Origin of the sequence: Paenibacillus sp. FSL M7-1455, assembly GCF_038004655.1 — a bacterium.
Classification (GTDB): domain Bacteria; phylum Bacillota; class Bacilli; order Paenibacillales; family Paenibacillaceae; genus Paenibacillus_AQ; species Paenibacillus_AQ cookii.
In genome coordinates, this window is sequence record NZ_JBBORO010000001.1 from 2,945,286 (window position 1) to 2,962,313 (window position 17,028).

13 protein-coding genes are annotated in these 17,028 nt (G+C 49.5%); 5 read left to right on the top strand and 8 right to left on the bottom strand.

All coding sequences use genetic code 11. From position 1 onward, the window contains the following. Positions 1 to 7: 7 nt before the first annotated feature. The 5 genes from NYE48_RS13600 to NYE48_RS13620 all read right to left on the bottom strand — a co-directional run bounded on the left by NYE48_RS13600 (position 8) and on the right by NYE48_RS13620 (position 8,321). Positions 8 to 844, bottom strand: coding sequence for a response regulator (locus tag NYE48_RS13600; protein WP_331480304.1), 837 nt, complete (start codon positions 842 to 844; stop codon positions 8 to 10). After that, entirely contained in the window at positions 819 to 2,612 is a 1,794-nt protein-coding gene (locus tag NYE48_RS13605) for a sensor histidine kinase (RefSeq protein WP_212949559.1), read from the bottom strand. The genes NYE48_RS13600 and NYE48_RS13605 overlap by 26 nt, the downstream gene beginning before the upstream one ends. 613 nt (positions 2,613 to 3,225) lie before the next feature. Then, positions 3,226 to 5,109, bottom strand: coding sequence for a discoidin domain-containing protein (locus NYE48_RS13610; protein ID WP_340999046.1), 1,884 nt, complete (start codon positions 5,107 to 5,109; stop codon positions 3,226 to 3,228). A gap of 129 nt (positions 5,110 to 5,238) precedes the next feature. Continuing rightward, positions 5,239 to 6,624, bottom strand: a complete 1,386-nt coding sequence (locus NYE48_RS13615; RefSeq protein WP_340999047.1) for a response regulator — start codon at positions 6,622 to 6,624, stop codon at positions 5,239 to 5,241. Further along, positions 6,621 to 8,321: a sensor histidine kinase gene (locus NYE48_RS13620; RefSeq protein ID WP_341000656.1), complete on the bottom strand. Its 1,701-nt coding sequence runs from the start codon at positions 8,319 to 8,321 to the stop codon at positions 6,621 to 6,623. Before NYE48_RS13620 ends, NYE48_RS13615 begins: the two co-directional genes overlap by 4 nt. 254 nt (positions 8,322 to 8,575) lie before the next feature. Between NYE48_RS13620 and NYE48_RS13625 the strand changes: the two genes are divergently transcribed. Genes NYE48_RS13625 through NYE48_RS13635 form a run of 3 tightly spaced genes read left to right on the top strand, consistent with a single transcriptional unit; the run spans position 8,576 to position 12,119 of the window. Then, a complete protein-coding gene (locus NYE48_RS13625) occupies positions 8,576 to 9,511 on the top strand; it encodes an ABC transporter permease (protein ID WP_341000657.1) in 936 nt (311 codons plus the stop codon). A gap of 14 nt (positions 9,512 to 9,525) precedes the next feature. Next, on the top strand, positions 9,526 to 10,395 hold the full coding sequence (locus NYE48_RS13630; RefSeq protein WP_340999048.1) for a carbohydrate ABC transporter permease: 870 nt from the start codon (positions 9,526 to 9,528) through the stop codon (positions 10,393 to 10,395). 41 nt (positions 10,396 to 10,436) lie between these two features. Beyond that, positions 10,437 to 12,119 carry a hypothetical protein gene (locus NYE48_RS13635; RefSeq protein WP_340999049.1) on the top strand — a complete coding sequence of 561 codons (1,683 nt, stop codon included), beginning with the start codon at positions 10,437 to 10,439 and terminating at the stop codon, positions 12,117 to 12,119. Positions 12,120 to 12,641: 522 nt separating this feature from the next. Here the strand turns inward: NYE48_RS13635 and NYE48_RS13640 are convergent. After that, positions 12,642 to 13,094, bottom strand: coding sequence for a VOC family protein (locus NYE48_RS13640; RefSeq protein ID WP_340999050.1), 453 nt, complete (start codon positions 13,092 to 13,094; stop codon positions 12,642 to 12,644). Positions 13,095 to 13,395: 301 nt separating this feature from the next. Between NYE48_RS13640 and NYE48_RS13645 the strand changes: the two genes are divergently transcribed. Next, positions 13,396 to 13,626 carry a hypothetical protein gene (locus NYE48_RS13645; RefSeq protein ID WP_340999051.1) on the top strand — a complete coding sequence of 77 codons (231 nt, stop codon included), beginning with the start codon at positions 13,396 to 13,398 and terminating at the stop codon, positions 13,624 to 13,626. A gap of 56 nt (positions 13,627 to 13,682) precedes the next feature. Here NYE48_RS13645 and NYE48_RS13650 read toward each other — a convergent pair whose 3' ends face one another. Beyond that, entirely contained in the window at positions 13,683 to 14,546 is an 864-nt protein-coding gene (locus NYE48_RS13650) for a LysR family transcriptional regulator (protein WP_340999052.1), read from the bottom strand. Between the two features lie 139 nt (positions 14,547 to 14,685). On the opposite strand from NYE48_RS13650, the gene NYE48_RS13655 reads away from it, so the two are divergent. Continuing rightward, positions 14,686 to 15,903: an MFS transporter gene (locus NYE48_RS13655; RefSeq protein WP_340999053.1), complete on the top strand. Its 1,218-nt coding sequence runs from the start codon at positions 14,686 to 14,688 to the stop codon at positions 15,901 to 15,903. Between the two features lie 482 nt (positions 15,904 to 16,385). Here the strand turns inward: NYE48_RS13655 and hxlB are convergent, their stop codons facing one another. After that, complete coding sequence (hxlB, locus tag NYE48_RS13660) at positions 16,386 to 16,937, bottom strand: 6-phospho-3-hexuloisomerase (protein ID WP_036715412.1); 552 nt, start codon at positions 16,935 to 16,937, stop codon at positions 16,386 to 16,388. Between the last annotated feature and the right edge of the window lie 91 nt (positions 16,938 to 17,028).

Here is a 17,028-nt window from a genome sequence, read left to right on the forward strand (position 1 = left end):
GGAGTGTTCAGCTGAAGGGCGCTGATCTGCGCGGCATTCCCTGGAATTCCGCCGGCGTCAGTCCGACGACTTTTTTGAACTGTTTGCTGAAATGCTTGGTGTCATTGAAGCCCGACATCTCCGCGACCTCATATACTTTCAGCGTTGGATTTTGCAGAAGTTCCTTGGCCCGGTTCACCCGCAGCGTAATCAAATAATCGATGAAATTATGCCCGGTGACCCGCTTAAACATTTCACTGAAATAATTGCGGCTGACGCACACTTTGTCGGCAACCTGCTGCAGTGAGATCGACTCTGTAAAATGCTCCGAGATATACTCGACCGCCTGCTGAACGATGCGCTGGTGCAGCGATTTATCCGGAGGCGGACAATCCGCCGGGAGGGGCAGCGGCATCACGGCGACCGCCGTGTCGGCGCTGTTTTTTTCCTTATACTGCTCCAAAATGCGGTGATCTTCCTTCTCCTTCTGCAGGCTGTGGCGCATTTCATACAGCACCGTTTTCAGCGATTCCGCACTCAGCATTGGCTTTAAAATATAGTCAAAGGCACCCAGCCGGATCCCCTCGCGGACATACTCGAAATCGCTGTGGCAGCTGAGCAGAAGCACCTTGACCCAAGGGCAGATCTCCCTCGTCCTGCGCGCAAGCTCAAGTCCATCCATCACCGGCATGGCAATATCGGTAATCAGAATGTCGATTTCCTTGCTTTCGACCCATTTCATCGCCCGCTGGCCGTTGGAAGCCTCTCCCACCAGCTCGAATCCGTTGACTTCCCAATCAAAAGTAGACCGAATTCCCATTCTTGCGATGGCTTCATCATCAACCAACAGCACTTTGTACATCATGATCCCCCTTCAATGTCGTAAAAGTAATCGTGACCTTCGTCCCCTGCATGAGCTCGCTGGTCACGCTGACCCCGTATTCGTTGCCATAATACAGCCGAATCGTTTGGTGCACATGGCGCAGCCCGATGTTGGTCATCCCCCGGTTATGATGCGGCCCCTCCTCGGCGAAAATTTGGGCAAGCCGCTCCTCGCTCATACCTACGCCGTCGTCGGCGATGCTGATGATGATCTCCTCCCCCTCTTGCCGCGCACGAATCTGAATCGTACCCGGTTCATCCTTCGGCGCGATGCCGTGAAAGACCGCATTTTCAACAATCGGCTGGAGAAGCATGCGCGGAATCGGAATTTGCTTCAGCTCATCCGGACAATCCATTAGCAGCGTGATGGCGTTGTCATATCGGTACCCTTGAATGACCATATATTTCTGCAGCAGGTCCAGCTCTTCTCCTAATTGGATGAAAACGCCGTTACGCCCCATGCTGACCTCGAGCAGCTGTACGAGCGAAGTCACGGCTTTGTCTACATCGTTCGTGCGGTTCAGCTTGGCAAGCCAGCGGATCGAATTGAGCGTGTTGTACAGAAAATGCGGATTAATCTGATACCGAAGGGCCCGGATTTCCGCCTTTTTCTTCTCGGATTCCTCCTTGGCGATCCGCTCGACGAGCAGCTCAATCTGTTCAATCATATTGTTGAAGCTGCGGCCAAGCTGCCCGATTTCATTGCGTCCGATGCTGCGGCTGCGGATGGTCAAATCGCCGGCTTCTCCTTTGCGCATCAAGCGGCTCAAATAGACGAGCGGATTCCCGATTCGGCGTGTAACGTAGTAGCCCATGCCAATCGCCAGCACGATGGAGCATAGGGTTATCAACACCGTCAGATTTCGAATGCTGGACGAGTCTGCAGTCAACTCCTCGAGCGGTACGACGCCTACCACGAGCCAGCCGTTGTTCAGTCGCTCTGGAATCATGAGCGTGTTGCGCTTGCCCTCGCGCAGCTGCATTTTCCGGGCCGGCATCGGCAGCTTGGACGCCTTCCCGTACTCGTCCGGATTGGGATGATAGAAATATTGATTTTGCTCATTGACGATGTAGACGTAACCCGTGTCGCCGAATTGAACGCGGTTCAGCTCATCGATCAGCACGTTTCCCATGACCTCGACAAACATGACGCCGATGACTTCGCCCGTCTCCCAGCTCCGGATGGCCCTGCCGAGGCCAAAAACCGGGAATCCCATCCCGGTCCTTTTCAGGTATGAAGTTTCGGAGAGCCCAAACCATACGGTATTGCCGTTCGCTTTCAATATGGCCTTATACCAGTCGGAATCCCATTGATTCGGAATCGACATGAGGGAGTCTGCGCTAAGCACCGAATTTTTTCCTTTTGTATCAAAAATGTAAATATCGAGAATTTCCGGCGAATTGATCATAATCGAAGTCAGCATGTCCTTGCCGTCCTTCACCTTAAGCGTCGTTTCGTAGGCGGTATCACCCTGTCTCTGCTCCAAAATGTTGTGGACGATTTTGCTGTTGAGCACCATCATCGAGGAGTCGTCCAGTTTCTTGAAAAACATGTTGAGCTTATCGCTCACCTGCACAATCGTTAGCGCGGCCACTTTACTGACCTGCTCTTCAACGATCATGGACGATTTGTGGTAGGATATGAATCCTCCAATCAGGACAGGAAGAGTCATCCCGAAGAAAAAAAAGAGGAATAGCTGCACGACGATCGAGTGCAATGGGGGAAAACGAGTGTGGAACCAGGATCTCATTGTTGCGAATCACCCTCTTTTTTCAAAAGTATCACTTGCGTAATGCTATTTTATATACGAATGATTACGCTTTCAAAGCAATGTTGCGAAAATTCCGAACAAAGCACGAAAAATCGTAAGAAAAACCTCTTCGTCGTACGAATCAATCAGGAAGATAAGGGGTTGACAGATGTAAAATAGGCTTAAACGTTGGAGACCGTTACGGGCTCCAGCCATTCCGGCGTACCCGCAGTGAGTGCAATGTGTTCAAACCAGCTGTCTTTGTGAGATTCTCCTTATACAAGCAGTCCCTTGAAATGACTTAAGGATATGATTGCGGACAAAGCAAAAGCTGCCGGGAGATGCCCGGCAGCTTTTGAACAAACAGATGTTCTAACTTATTGAATCCCATTTTCGGCAGATATGCTTGCCACTGCTCCTTCCATTCCTCCTGGATTTTATCTTGGCCTGCTTACTCTGTCCGCCATCCAGGCAATCGAATGTCGACTCATTTCCAGAAAGGATATTCTCCGAGCAAGTGACCGACGGCATAGCTGCTGCCGTTTTGAATTCCAATAAATGGTTGGCTTGGCCATTTGGGTTTTGCTGCAGCCTGGAGGGTCGAATCTTCGGCTTACGGGGTCCCGAAAACCGCCAGCTCAATGATTCCGTCCGCCCATAGGGCGTTCTGGCCGTTATGCACGTTGACAATATTGTTAACCGTCATGCGCACATACCTGTAGTGCCCGGTATCGGAGATCGGATTGGCGACATAACCGACAACGTTGTTCGATGAGCCGTCAACAAGCTGCGTCCAATGTTGCCCATCGGCGCTCCCCTCCAATTTATAGCGGTAGACGGCATCCGATCCGCCTACGACCCGGGTCGTAAAGTTAATTTCGGTCAATTGCGCGGATTGCTCCAGGTCAATGACAATATTGTAGTCGAGCGCACTATGGTGAACGAGCGGAGCCGTCGCCAGATCCGCACCGTCCGTGACTGCCGCCGCGTCCAGCCCCTGAGAATCGGTCGCTTTCTTTCCCAGGGAGAGGTACTGGCCAGACTGTACAGGCACCAACCCGTACACAGGATCAATATCCAATTTTTGGTACCAATCTGCCGTTGCCACCCCGTTGGAGAAAACCATCGGGAACAGCCTGGAGTACGTGCCCATCGGATCCTTGAAATTCTCGGCGTACTGTTCGCCCCAGTGATAGCCGTTTAAAACGAACGAAGTCCGCCCATTCGCGCCGGTGATACCCCAGGCTCTATTTGCTTGGGTGGCAAAGGTGGCACCGTTGCCGATCGCTCTAAGCGGAGTCCACTCACCGCCGATCGACTCTGCGGACGCATACTCCGCTTGGCTTGGATACCAGCCGTTTGCCGTGGATCCAAAGAAATAATAACGTCCCTCATGCTTAAGAATCGTTGGCGATTCCTTATGCTTATCCTTGAACACCGTATTTACGACTTTTTCGGGTCGTTCCCAGTTCTCGTCCAGCTTGACGATCGCGATGTCACTGTTGTTACGGGTAGCGAAAATAAGATAAGCCGCATGATCCTCGTCCACAAACAGCGACATATCGCGAGATTCTTTCTCGAGCGGACGTCCTCTGAAGGTAGCCGCAAAATCATTTCCGCCCGGGGTAACTGAGGCGATGAACACCGCAGCTCTTGTGTATCCGTTGCTGGATTCCTCATGGGCGGTGAAAACGACTTTGCCTGTAACGGGATGGCGCGTGTAACTGGCCCCTTCCACACGCATATCTTCAAAAAAGCCCAACAGGCGGTCATTGCCGTATGTCCGTCCGTCGGTAGAGGTCTGTTCGTAAATACGGGTTGTCACTACGCCAGTTGCGGCGTCCTTTGCGGCCTGATAGAAATAGTGGTACCAAGTATTACCCGCTTTGATCCCATAGGTGTTACCCGCCTGGAGACTATCGGCACCGGTGTAGTTGTCTTTCTTCTTCGTGATTGCGGAAGGATCGTAGGAGAATGTGCGTACCGCATTGGTTTGGGCAATCCCGATTTGTTCTGTCCCGCGGTATGCCTTAACGGTATACACGTATTCTTGTCCCGCTTCAAGACCATACTCGTCCGTAACATCGCCGTTGACCCGATTGATGAGTTGTTCTCCTCGATAAACCTCGTAATATTCCGCTCCCGCAATCTGCGGCCATGAAATTTTCACGTTATTGGCTGTGGACTGTCCATTCAGCCGGAAAACGTTCGCTGTAGCAGCCCACTTTTCATCGTTGAAAACTATGCTCTGTTGTTGGTTCCAGCCGCCGTTATCTGTCCACTGGATAACACCTCCGCCATTGTCTGTGGAACCGTCCGAGATGTCCAGCACCTTGCCGTTGCCTCGGTTCACGATCTTGTAGTTCGCCGCCGGACTAAACGCGCCGGATGCCGTGTCATCGGACACTTTAATTTCCGCACTGGCAGGAACGCTCAGGACGGAAGTGATAAAAATCATCACGATCAGGGCCGAATATAATTTGACTAGCTTATTCATAAGTAGCCTTCCTTTCTTTCATAGGATTTGAGACAGATTACGTTATTCAAGGACGTTTTATTTTATTTATCCCTCCCTTCAATGTAGTCGAAATTGCTTTCAGGGACAGTTGTTTGATATTCGGGTTGGTTATTTGCGCAGGGGTTGCATTCCTCCGATCTTGGCTTTCCTTTTGCGGTACTGCTGAGGCGTAACTCCATAATGTTCCTTAAAGAGTTTGATGAAATATTGTGGTTTCTTGTAGCCTACCATTCGTGAAATATCCCCCACGTGCAGATGGGAAGCGGTTAACAACCCGGAGGCTCTTTCCAATCGTTTCAGCATGATATAACTTGAAAGATTCTCTCCGGTCTGCTGCTTATAGAGTTTGGAGAGATAGGCAGGATGAAGGTGAACGATTCTCCCCAGATCCTCCAGACTGAGTGCTTCATCGAGATGATCGTTGATGTAGGTCTGAACGCTATGGACCGTATCTTGGTAGGTGAGCTCATCTTCCCGAGCTAACCGGGAGATGGTACAGAGAATGAATTTATAAGCTTCATCCGGATCATGTAATTGGTTGAACAGCCAGTCCAGAACTTCATTCGTACGGTTTTTTTCAATGGAAAGATACAAATAATGAGCAGCTTTCAAAAGGTATAGGATCCTATATTTTCTGCCCGTTAATTGGGGGTACCGCTTCACCATTTTATTACGAGCGCATTCCCACTCGCGCGATTCAAGCTTTGAAAATTCCATCCCTTCCTGCATCACATGAAAATCATCGGATGTTACCTCTTCTTCATAGAAGAACTGGTAGAACGTATGCTGAACCTTATGTATATCCCTGAATTGAAACAATTCCGATAAGCCGATCGAAGGAAGAGCGGCTCTGAGCCTATCTGCCGTTGATTCGGGCACAACCCCCGCCAATAATGACGGCGTCGTCCAGACAAAAGTATGCCATCCCTCTAGAAAATCCCGAATCCTCGTTTTCATCCCCTCAGTTGCAGGTGAAATCCGGAAGTAACGTAGCGGGATATGCGCAAAGGAGGTTTCATCGAAGTTACATTCCAAATTCAGCGGCCCGTGTGCGCTGAGAAGCGATAGCAAATAGCGAAAACCGTCTATTTTATCCAAGGAGGGGGCACCTTCCTGTTGGCTCTTTCCGATTTCACAAGTGACTTTCTTTATGGCTTTCTCAACATCTTCTTTATCTACGGGTTTGAGCAAATAGTCGAACGCTCCCAATCGAACCGCCTGCTGCGCATACTCAAATTCTGAATAGCCGGACAGAAAAATGACTTTGGTTGCTAAGTTTAGGGCTTTGACATGCTCCAGCAGATGAATTCCGGATATTTCCGGCATCCGAATGTCCGTAATCAGGATATCCACTGGGGATTGCTCCAGTATACGCTTCGCTTCAACGGAATTGGTTGTTGTCTGGATCCGGTCTATGCCGAATTTGCCCCAATCCAGCAAGTGCTTTAAATATTCCACGATGTAATGCCCGTCGTCCACAATGAGCAATTTCACGCTAATTCTCCACCTTTCAGTTGAAAATCGATCAGCAGGCAAACCGTGAGTCCTCCCCATTCATTCGTCATAAAATGTAAACCGCTGCGCTCACCATATGAGTTTTTGACGCGTCGATTAATGTTCCACAAACCGATGCCTTTCGTACCCTCCGGTGGTTCTTCGTTTTCGATCCGTTCCATTAGCTGGGCGATCTCTTCCGGCGAGAGCCCTTTACCATCATTGGAAATGACGATTCTGAGGCCCCCGTTCATGTCCTCTACTTCCACAAACACGCGATGTGCCCCTTGATGCCCTTCGATGCCGTGCTGAATCGCATTTTCCACGATGGGTTGAACCATCAGGGGCATCATACGGCGCGACCCGAGTTCTAAAGGAAGCGTGATCCGGTAATCGATTTGTTTACATAGAGCCATGATGGCCAAATAGTGATCCGCAAGCTTCAGCTCGGAGGCCAGCGTTACTTCTCGAGAGTTGATATTCGTCATATAGCGGTAATACTCCGCCAGATGTTTGCTCATCCGCATGACCGCATCAGGCGAAGTTTTAGCCATGGACATGATGAAAAACAGGCTATTATAGAGAAAATGTGGATTGATCTGTGCTTGAAGCTGCTTCAGTTCGGCATTCTGACGAAGATCCGTCTCCGTTTTCAAGGAAACAAACAATGCCTGGATTTGCTCAACCATGTGGTTAAAGCTTTGGAACAAATTATCAAACTCATTGCCGGAATGCACTTTGATCCTTGTGCTGTAATCCCCCTGCTCCACTTGATGGAAGCGCTTGAGAAGCAAATATACATTTCGGTAAAAGTTCCTATAGAACATGGCGATAACCAATAGTCCAATGATGAGAACCACCAGTATGCTGATAAAGAACACGCGGTGGTTCCGGTTTAGCGGATTCAGGAAATCGTTCAGCCGCGTGTAGGTAACCAAATAGGTGTCGATCGAATCGATATACTGGGACAAAATCACAAAGTCTCCGTCTGCCTCGTGAAATTCATATTCCATGACCTGTTTTGGATCTGGTTCAATCATTGTTGTAGACGCTTTCACGATATTAGGATCAACATTCCGATCTCCGACCAAAAAAGACTTGTTTAGCAGGAAAAAAGCATTGGTATTTTCGCTGTTGAGCGCCTTATCGAGCAGTCCCTTCAAATAATCCGTCTTGAGCTTAACACCCACGATATATTGAATATTCGAGGGACTGCTGGGCTCCTTGATATATGGATACACAGAAAAAAAGTACAAACTCCCGTTCACGTTTTTCCATCCCCGGCGTGTAACCTCTTTAAAAGGGACAACGGCTGTTTTGCTCGAATTCGTTGAAATAAACGTTTCATCCGATTTCCAGTAGATTCCCACCAAGTCAACAGACTGGCTGGAAACCAGCGTGTTTTTGATCATATTCCCAATCTCGTTTTTCTTCATTTGCGAGTCATATACACCAAGGACTTCCTTCTGTTTCTCAAAATAACGGACCGAACTGTCCGTCGTATATTGGATGGCATACATTTGAGCCTCCGACAACACTCCATCAAGCATACTATTCGCATAAACCACCTGGTTTTTTGAAGCATGGACCAAGCTCTGTTTAAGCGTACGCCCGCTCAGTGTCTCCATGACATAAAACAGAACCAGCGTGAGCACAAGAAAAAAGACAAAGAAATAAATAAACCGCTTCATATTCACTTTTTTCAAGCGTGCTAGCCTCCTTCTTTCACTTGGCTGACGGTAAGTTCTATAATAGCTTAACTGCAGCTTCAGGAAAAGATGGGACCTATTCCCTTTCATCATGTCATTAAGATCGTGGTTATAATATTAAAATAATGACATTTTATAATGAAAGCGCTTTTGCTAACCTATATGTGAACAAAAGATAGAAAAAGCACCTTGTAAAGGGGGGAAAAACCATAACACAAGCAATGAACACTCAAACGAACGAAATGAGGCTTGATAAACTGCTGCGGGCCAAAAAGAACCCGTGGAAGAAGGAGATCCAAAAGAACTGGCCGCTGTATATTCTGTGCCTCCCGGCCTTGGTATGCGTGCTCATTTTCTCGTATAGCCCCATGGTAGGATTGGTCATGGCTTTTCAGAATTTCAAGCCTTGGCTTGGAATTACGGGATCGGATTGGATCGGTCTCGATAATTTTTCCAGAATATTTCAGTACCAAGAATCGATTCAGGCCATTATCAACACGCTTATCATTGCCGTCGCCAAGATTATCGCTGGAATCATCGTACCGATCGTCATGGCCATCCTGCTCAGCGAAATCCGACATGTTGGGCTCAAGAAGAGCATCCAAACCTTGGTATACCTTCCGCATTTCCTCTCCTGGGTAACCATAGCCGGTATAATGATTGATATTCTGGGACTGGATGGGGGCATTAATCACGTACTGACAAATCTGTTCGGAACGAAACCGATCTTCTTTTTGGGAGATCCCTCGCTTTTCCGCCCAACCGTAATTCTCAGCGATCTGTGGAAGAACTTCGGATTCGGCATGATCGTGTATCTGGCCACCATTACAGGTATTGATCCTTCCTACTACGAAGCGGCTGAGATCGACGGAGCCAACCGTTGGCAGCAGATTCGCCATGTCACCCTGCCTAGCATGCTGCCGATGATCATCGTCATTGCTACGCTCAGCCTTGGAAGCATTTTGGACGCGGGCTTCGACCAAATCTTCAATCTCTACAATCCGCTTGTATACAGTACCGGGGATATTATCGATACATATGTGTACCGCTCTTCCCTGCTCAACGGTCAGTATGGCTTCGGTACGGCGGTCGGATTGTTCAAATCCGGCATCAGCTTTGTTCTAATTGTCATTTCGTACCGGATTGCCTATAAGCTCGCTAACTACAAAATTTTCTAAAAGGGGGAGTAGATGTGTATTACAAATCGAGAGGGTATAAGATCTTCTCTATCTTTAACCATATCCTGCTCGTTCTGGCCGCACTATCCTGCTTCCTGCCCCTGCTCCATCTGCTTGCGCAGTCTTTTAGCAGCAAGGCGGCCGTTAACGGCAATCTCGTTTCGTTTTGGCCCGTTGATTTTACGGCGGATGCTTATGCCAAGACGTTCCGGAACTCCAATTTCACCGGATCCATGCTAATTTCCGTGGTACGGACCGTGCTTGGAACTCTAATCAGTATGTTCGTCATCACGACGGCAGGATATGCCTTATCGAAGAACTTCCGCGGACGCAACGTTTTGATGTGGATTTTTGTCTTCACCATGCTCTTCTCCGGCGGGCTGATTCCTTCTTACATTCTGATCACCAGTTTGGGCATGAAGGACACGATGTGGGCGCTGGTTCTGCCCGGTGCCTTCGGCGCTTACAATATGATCCTAATCATGAATTTTTTCAAGACGATTCCAAAAGCGCTGGAAGAAGCGGCTTTTATCGACGGCGCCTCCTTCTTCGCTATCTTTCAAAAAATATATTTGCCGTTGTCGCTTCCGGGCTTGGCTACCGTCGGCCTGTTCATCATGGTGGGACACTGGAATTCCTGGTTTGATGGAATCTTGTATATGTCCAATACCGATAACTATCCTTTGGCTTCCTTCCTTCAGACGGTTGTCGTGCAGGGTTCGGCGCAAAATATGGCCCTGACTCAGTCTGAGGCGGAGGCCATGTCTGAACAGAGCCTTAAAGCCGCACAAATTTTTATCAGCACGCTGCCGATTATACTGGTTTACCCCTTCCTCCAGCGGTATTTTGTCAAAGGGATCGTTCTGGGTGCAGTAAAAGAGTAATTCGTTTATCATCCAAATTTAAAATCAAAGGAGTCAACCATATGAAATGGAAAAAAACAGCCGCATACGCAATAACCGCTGTTCTCATGTCAGGGATGCTTGCCGGATGTATGACTAAAGGCAGTGGATCGGAAGCCGCGCCGAAGGCGACGCTCAAAGATGGTAAGTATGATCCGGTTCTGACCATAACGACTGCCAAGCAGCTGGATGAGAATGCAGGCAAGTATTTGAACGGAGAAAGCCTGAACGACAACGTCATGACACGCTGGGGAGTGGAAAAGCTTGGCATCAAGATCGAGACGACTTTACTTGGGGGCGATGCGGGGAATTACAATACAAAACTTCGTCTGGCCCTCACCGGTTCCGAAAAGTTGCCCGATCTTATTCCGGTATATGATACTTCCCTTGCGAGTGATTTGATCCAATCGGGTCAGGTGAGGGATATTACCGAAGATATCAAAAATTTTATGCCCGATCGTCTGAAAGAAATTTACAAGCAATATCCCACGACCTTCAATCCGGTTATTCAGGATGGCAAAGTTTACGGCATGGCGATTTCTCCTAACCTCACCGAAGGCGAAGTGATGCTGATTCGTCAGGATTGGCTTGATAAGTTGAATTTGAAAGCGCCTACGACGATTGATGAATTTGAAAAGGTTATTGCTGCCTTTACAAACAATGATCCGGATGGTAACGGAAAAAAAGACACTTACGGCTTCGACTTCTCAGGGAAGGAATCCTATAACACCGGCTGGGTCAGCGATCCGGTCATGATCTTCAGTGCTTATACTGGCAAGAGCCTTCCAGGTCAGTGGTACAATGACAACGGTAAGCTCACGTATGGATCCGTAGCCGAAGGGAATAAAGAGGCGCTCGCTAAGCTCCGTGACTGGTACTCAAAAGGTTATTTGAACAAAGAATTGGCGACGCAGGGCGCGTGGGACGCACTCGCCGATTTCACGGAAGGCAAAGCCGGCATCATTATCGGCCGTCCTTGGCTTTACGGCAGCGTGAAAGACGTCGAGAAGAATATCCCTGGTGCCAAGATTGCTGCATACCCTACAATCAAGGGTGTGAAGGAAGCTACAACTTATCAGTCAGGCCAACTCAATGACGGTGTATTTATGTTCAATAAGGACTTCAATAATATGGAGGCATTCTTCCTGTATTACGACAAGTTGTACGATGCGGCATTCGGTACGGGAGATTTCAAATACGGTTTTGCCAAAGGATATGACTATGACATTGTGGACGGCAAGGTTGTATTTGACTCTGCTCATTTCAATCAACCGCTTCAGAATGCGCCCTCTCCGTCTAAAATGCTTTTCACTAAAAATGCTCCCACTGTGAGTGAAGCAGGTAAAACCTACTATGATCTGGCAAATGGTACTAAACCGGACACCGGCCCTTTGATGTCAGCCGCAGCGGCCGATCAAACAACCAAAAACGGGTACGTCATCTCGTACGAAAACCGCGATGCGCTTCTGCCCAACGCCTTTAATGGCCCCCCAACAAAGACGATGCAGTCATCCTGGGAACAGCTCACAACCATGGAAAAGGAAACCTTCACCAAAATCATTTATAGCAAGGAACCTCTCGAAGCTTATGACGATTTTGTGAAGCAGTGGCATGAAAAAGGCGGCACACAGATTACCGAGGAAGTAAATGATTGGTATCGGCAAGCCAACGAAACGGACGTATTGTCATCTATGGGGCTGAAATAGTTATGTTTACATTGAACCTGCCAAATTAAATAGAAAAACCGTCTTCACGTGACCGATGGTAATATCTCCTCATGGTAGACAACGAAAAAAAAGACATCTGGTAAGATGAAACTTAAACGTTGGATACCGGAGGGGATTTTTTGTGAAGAAAAATAGAACAGTTGCCAGCTCCATGCTAGCTTGAAAATAACGTATCCCGTTAGGTTTAAACTTACGTTGGTTGAATCCTTTTTCTCATTTCACGTAATTTAGATAGAGTGCCCATTTTATTACGTCGATACTCATGCACTTGTTGTTGTAAACTGCCGTTAGCTTATCGGCCTGTAGCCCGGAAAAACAAAAATAGCCGCGACTACGCGGCTATTTAAGCGTGCATTCTGCCACTCCTCGCTCGATCTCATCACGGAACATGTCGTCCCCTTGGGCGCTGCCCTCCTGCATGACATTGAAGCAATAGGCGGTCGGCTCCAGGATATTTACTCTAGTAATCTATATTCAGTGAAGTCTTCATCTAAACTGTGCTTATTTATTTCCGAGTTGTTCCGCCAAACCGATTAGAAGTCCTTCTTTGCTACGAATGTAGCAGAGCCGGTACGAGTCCTCGTACTGGACCACTTCGCCGACGAGCTGAGCACCATGCTTCGTGAGTCTGGATACCATTTCGTCAATGTTTTCAACGGTGAACATGACGCGTAGATAACCGAGGGCATTTACAGGTGCATTCCGGTGATCTGATATCGTAGGCGGGGTAATAAATCGCGAAAGTTCAAGCCGGCTGTGGCCGTCCGGGGTAACCATCATAGCAATCTCTACACGTTGTGAACCCAGCCCGGTTACTCGACCCGCCCATTCGCCTTCGACAGTGGTTCGCCCTTCAAGCGTCAAGCCAATCTCCTCGAAGAAAGAGATCGCGTCATCCAGGGATTCTACGACGATGCCCATATTGTCCATTCTTATTAATTTGTTATTTTCCATGGTTTTATCTCCTTTACGTTATCAGGCTGTGCCTCGCTGGCTTCATGCATACGATATCTCTGCATCTCTGCATAACCCATTTGGGGCTACATCCGGCTCCGGGATTTCACTGGACAGCAGTCCTTCAATAAAGGCACCCCTCCCTTCTGTCTTGCGCATAAGGCGGATGCTTTTCCAACTTCCATTCGACGCACCCGTTGTGCTTTAACCAGATAGTCGCGTTTTACAAGAAGTCCAGGAACGTATGGTGGTACGTTACCTATATACAACGTAAGTATGCTGGTTCTAAAGAGGATTCGACATGCAGTTAGGTTACACCTTCTACATTGGAGCCAGCGCGGAAGTGGCGTGGGACATGCTGTTCATCCCCGAAAAATCGTCCGGCGTTTTTATCGGAGGCGCCATCCAATCCTGTTTGAAAGCAGGCAACCCCATCCGGCTCGACGATCCTGGGCTGGACGGGGACACAAGTTTCGCATCTTTCGATTGGAAAAACACGCTCAAACAGCACTCCGCAGAGTGCTTTTTCTGATTAAGTAAACTGACCGTTAGCATAATAAGTCTCATAGTTGCCGAAAGCAGCTTGGTTCATGGTTCTCTCAACATACGGACAAATGCCATGGACGCGGGGGATATCTCCTCGAAAGAAAGCGCGATGACCCCAATCTCCCGGGTAATGGCAGGCGTAATTGGTTTGACGATGAGTTCGTGGGACACGGAAGACAGCGTAAAGTCGAACACAAGACCGATTCCGAGCCGTCTGCGGACCATCTGGATCAGGGTTTCGGCCGATTGGACGGTCAAGCTGCTTTCGAGATTCAATTGGTGCTGTTGAAGTATGCTGTTCATCGCCGCCTCATGCCCGCCTTTGCAATAAATCATGTCATGCCGGTATCTTCCGAGGTCGACAACCGCTGTACTCTGCAGCTCATGATCGTCCGGAATGACGGCCACCATGTGATCCTGAACCATGCTATGATACTCAAATCCCGTAAAAGGGGACGCGACGAGCCCAATCTCCACGGTACGGTCGGTGACCCATTCCTTGATCTGGTCGGATACCCCCTCATTCAGTTCGATTTGAACATGTGGATACTTGGCCCGGAACCTGGCGATAGCCTCCGGGAGTAATAGAGTCGACGCGGCGGGAAACGAGCCGATTTTGATTTTTCCGGATAAGAGCTGGCTCTCCCGGCTGGCTACCTGAAAAATGCGGTTTTCAATGGATTGCATCTGCCGGGCCAATACCAGCACCTCTTTGCCGACATCGGTTAAAATGATCCCCTTCTGCTTATCCCTGACGAACAATCTCACTTGCAGCGCCTCTTCAAGCTGTTTAATCGTCTTGCTCACAGCCGGTTGGGAAATAAACAATGCTTTCGCCGTTTCGGTAAGGTTCAATTTTTCGGCGGCTGTCATAAAAACATTCAGGTGGTTCAAGTTCATTTTCATCGTACACACCCTCATAACCATATAGTTATTTCCTACATAACAAATAGGTATTTCAGTTATGAACTATTATAACGTATTCTAATTGCACGGCAACACGGAGGCATGGCACGCATTTGTAGGTTGTAAGGAGGAGATTACCTTGATCGATCATGCAAAAAAAGCGGAAATTCCTCAAACATCGGAGGACTCCCGCATATCAACGCGCCGCATCTGGACTACGGCTTGGATCGTAACTGCCGTATTCATGCTGTCCAATTCAGCGACGCCGCTGTATGTACAATGGCAGACGGCGCTGGGATTCACGAACGGAACGCTCACGCTTATTTTTGCCGCTTATATCGCGGGTTTGCTTGGCAGCCTGCTCGCAGCCGGACAATTGTCCGACCGCTTGGGACGGAAGGCGGTGCTTTATCCGGGTCTACTGGCTGCGGTGGCCGCCTGTGCGCTGTTTGCATTGGCCGATTCGGTCGGCATGCTGCTCGCGGCGCGGTTGCTGACGGGCATAGCCGTCGGCGTCATCGTCTCCGCCGGCATGGCGGCGGTCGTGGATTCCGGTGGACACGCCAAGAAACAGCTGGCATCCCTTGCCGCTTCCGTGGCCATGGTCCTCGGAGCCGGACTTGGGCCGCTGCTGGCCGGAATGATGGCCCAATTTCTTGCGCACCCCGTCGTGCCGGTGTATTCCGCTCAATTTATCATTTTGGCAACCGCCTTTATGGTGGCAGCACGTCTTCCCTCCCGGCGGAATCCTGCGCACGAAGAGTGGAAGCTGCGCTTCCCGTCGGTTCCTAAGCATAACCGTCTGCACTTAGCTTTGGGAATATCCGTGTTTGCCCCGGGCATTACCTCGACTTCCTTTGTACTGTCGCTGGGTCCTCCGCTGCTGTCCAAACTGCTGCATGTGACCAGCCCCTTGGTGGCTGGAGGAACAGCCTGTGTCATGTTCTTGGCGGCAACGGGCATACAATTCGTTGTCAAAAGGCTCCCGGTTCGCAGTCTGTTTCTTCTGGGAGTTGCGGTTATCCTATTGTCCATGATCTGCCTGGTTTCTGCCGTCATGTACTCGTCACCCGCATTTCTTGTTATAGCCGCGGTGCTCGCGGGTGCAGGACAGGGATTGGGGCAGCTTGGAGGCCTGACGCTGATCAGCTTGCATGTCCCGGAACATCGCCGCGCCGAAGCCAATGCGGTACTGAATATCGGTGGATACGTACCTGCGGCGCTGCTGCCGATCGGGACAGGTTTTTTGATCGATAGGACCAGCATCTCCCTGGGTGCCTCGCTCTTTGCGGCTATCATCGCGGCGGTCTCGGTCGCGGGTGCTATTTTTGTAACCGTGAAGTTTAATAAAAGATAAAGTAAAGAGACGCTGATTTTCACGGGCCGAACGATTCAAAAAGCGGTGATCGTTTGGAAGCCCCCTTATTCGAAAGGTTTTTTATAGAAAAGGAAGTGCAGAGGCCAGACGGAGAAAAAAGCCGTTTTTCACAGATTATGCCTGACATGCATGATTTCAACAACGTATAGCGGATATGGGTTTGGTGATATACCGGAGGATGGCGATTACTGTTCCGCATATTATTCCAGCCTCTCTTCATTGCTTCAAAAACGCCATTACTCAACCATATTCTCATCAAAATCATGAGGGGGAAGTCGGTCTAGTCATACGAAAGCAGCCGGGTAATCGCACCCGGCTGCTTAATTATTATAGTTTCATGATCGACCCAATAAGCTACTGCCATTACATGTATTCATTGAGCTCTCGTTCATTAGCTTAAAAGGCTATGACCCGATAGTGAAATGCTCGACAGTAGAGCGGCGGTGAAAGCACGGATGTCGCTATTCCACGTTGCTGTGCTGCTTGAACGCCGCGGCGTTGTCCACGCCGCGAGACTCCGCGTAGCACAGGCAGACCGCGTCCAGCACAAGGTGGACGCATTGGTCAAACAGCGAGCCTAGCGGCTGAATGCTCGCGCTTTCGCCTTCCCGGCGGTGCTTCGTGGCCGCCGGAATGGCGAGCACCCGCACGGCCGACCGGGCGAGCGGGGATTCGACGTCGGTCGTCAGGGCGATGACCGACGCACCAAGCTCCCGCGCCTTCTCTGCGGTCCAGACGACGCTATGCGTCGTACCGGAGCCGGAGACGGCGACTACATAATCACCCTCGGCGATCGAAGGGGTGATCGTCTCCCCGATCACATAGGAGGTCGCGCCGAGGTGCATCAGCCGCATGGCGAAGGATTTGGCCATCAGTCCCGAACGGCCTTCGCCTACGACAAAGATCCGGGGAGCACCCGCCAGTAGGGCGGCTGTCTCGTTAACATCACTCTCGTCTACCCGTTCCAGCACGGCACGAGCTTCCGCGAGTATCGTCATCAGCTTGTTTATCATTGTTCAGTCTCTCCTTCTTCATTCCCGATCGAGCAGAATTCATCCGCATTCGCAACCTTCGGATGCAATGAAATCCGCTGCTCGGACGTTG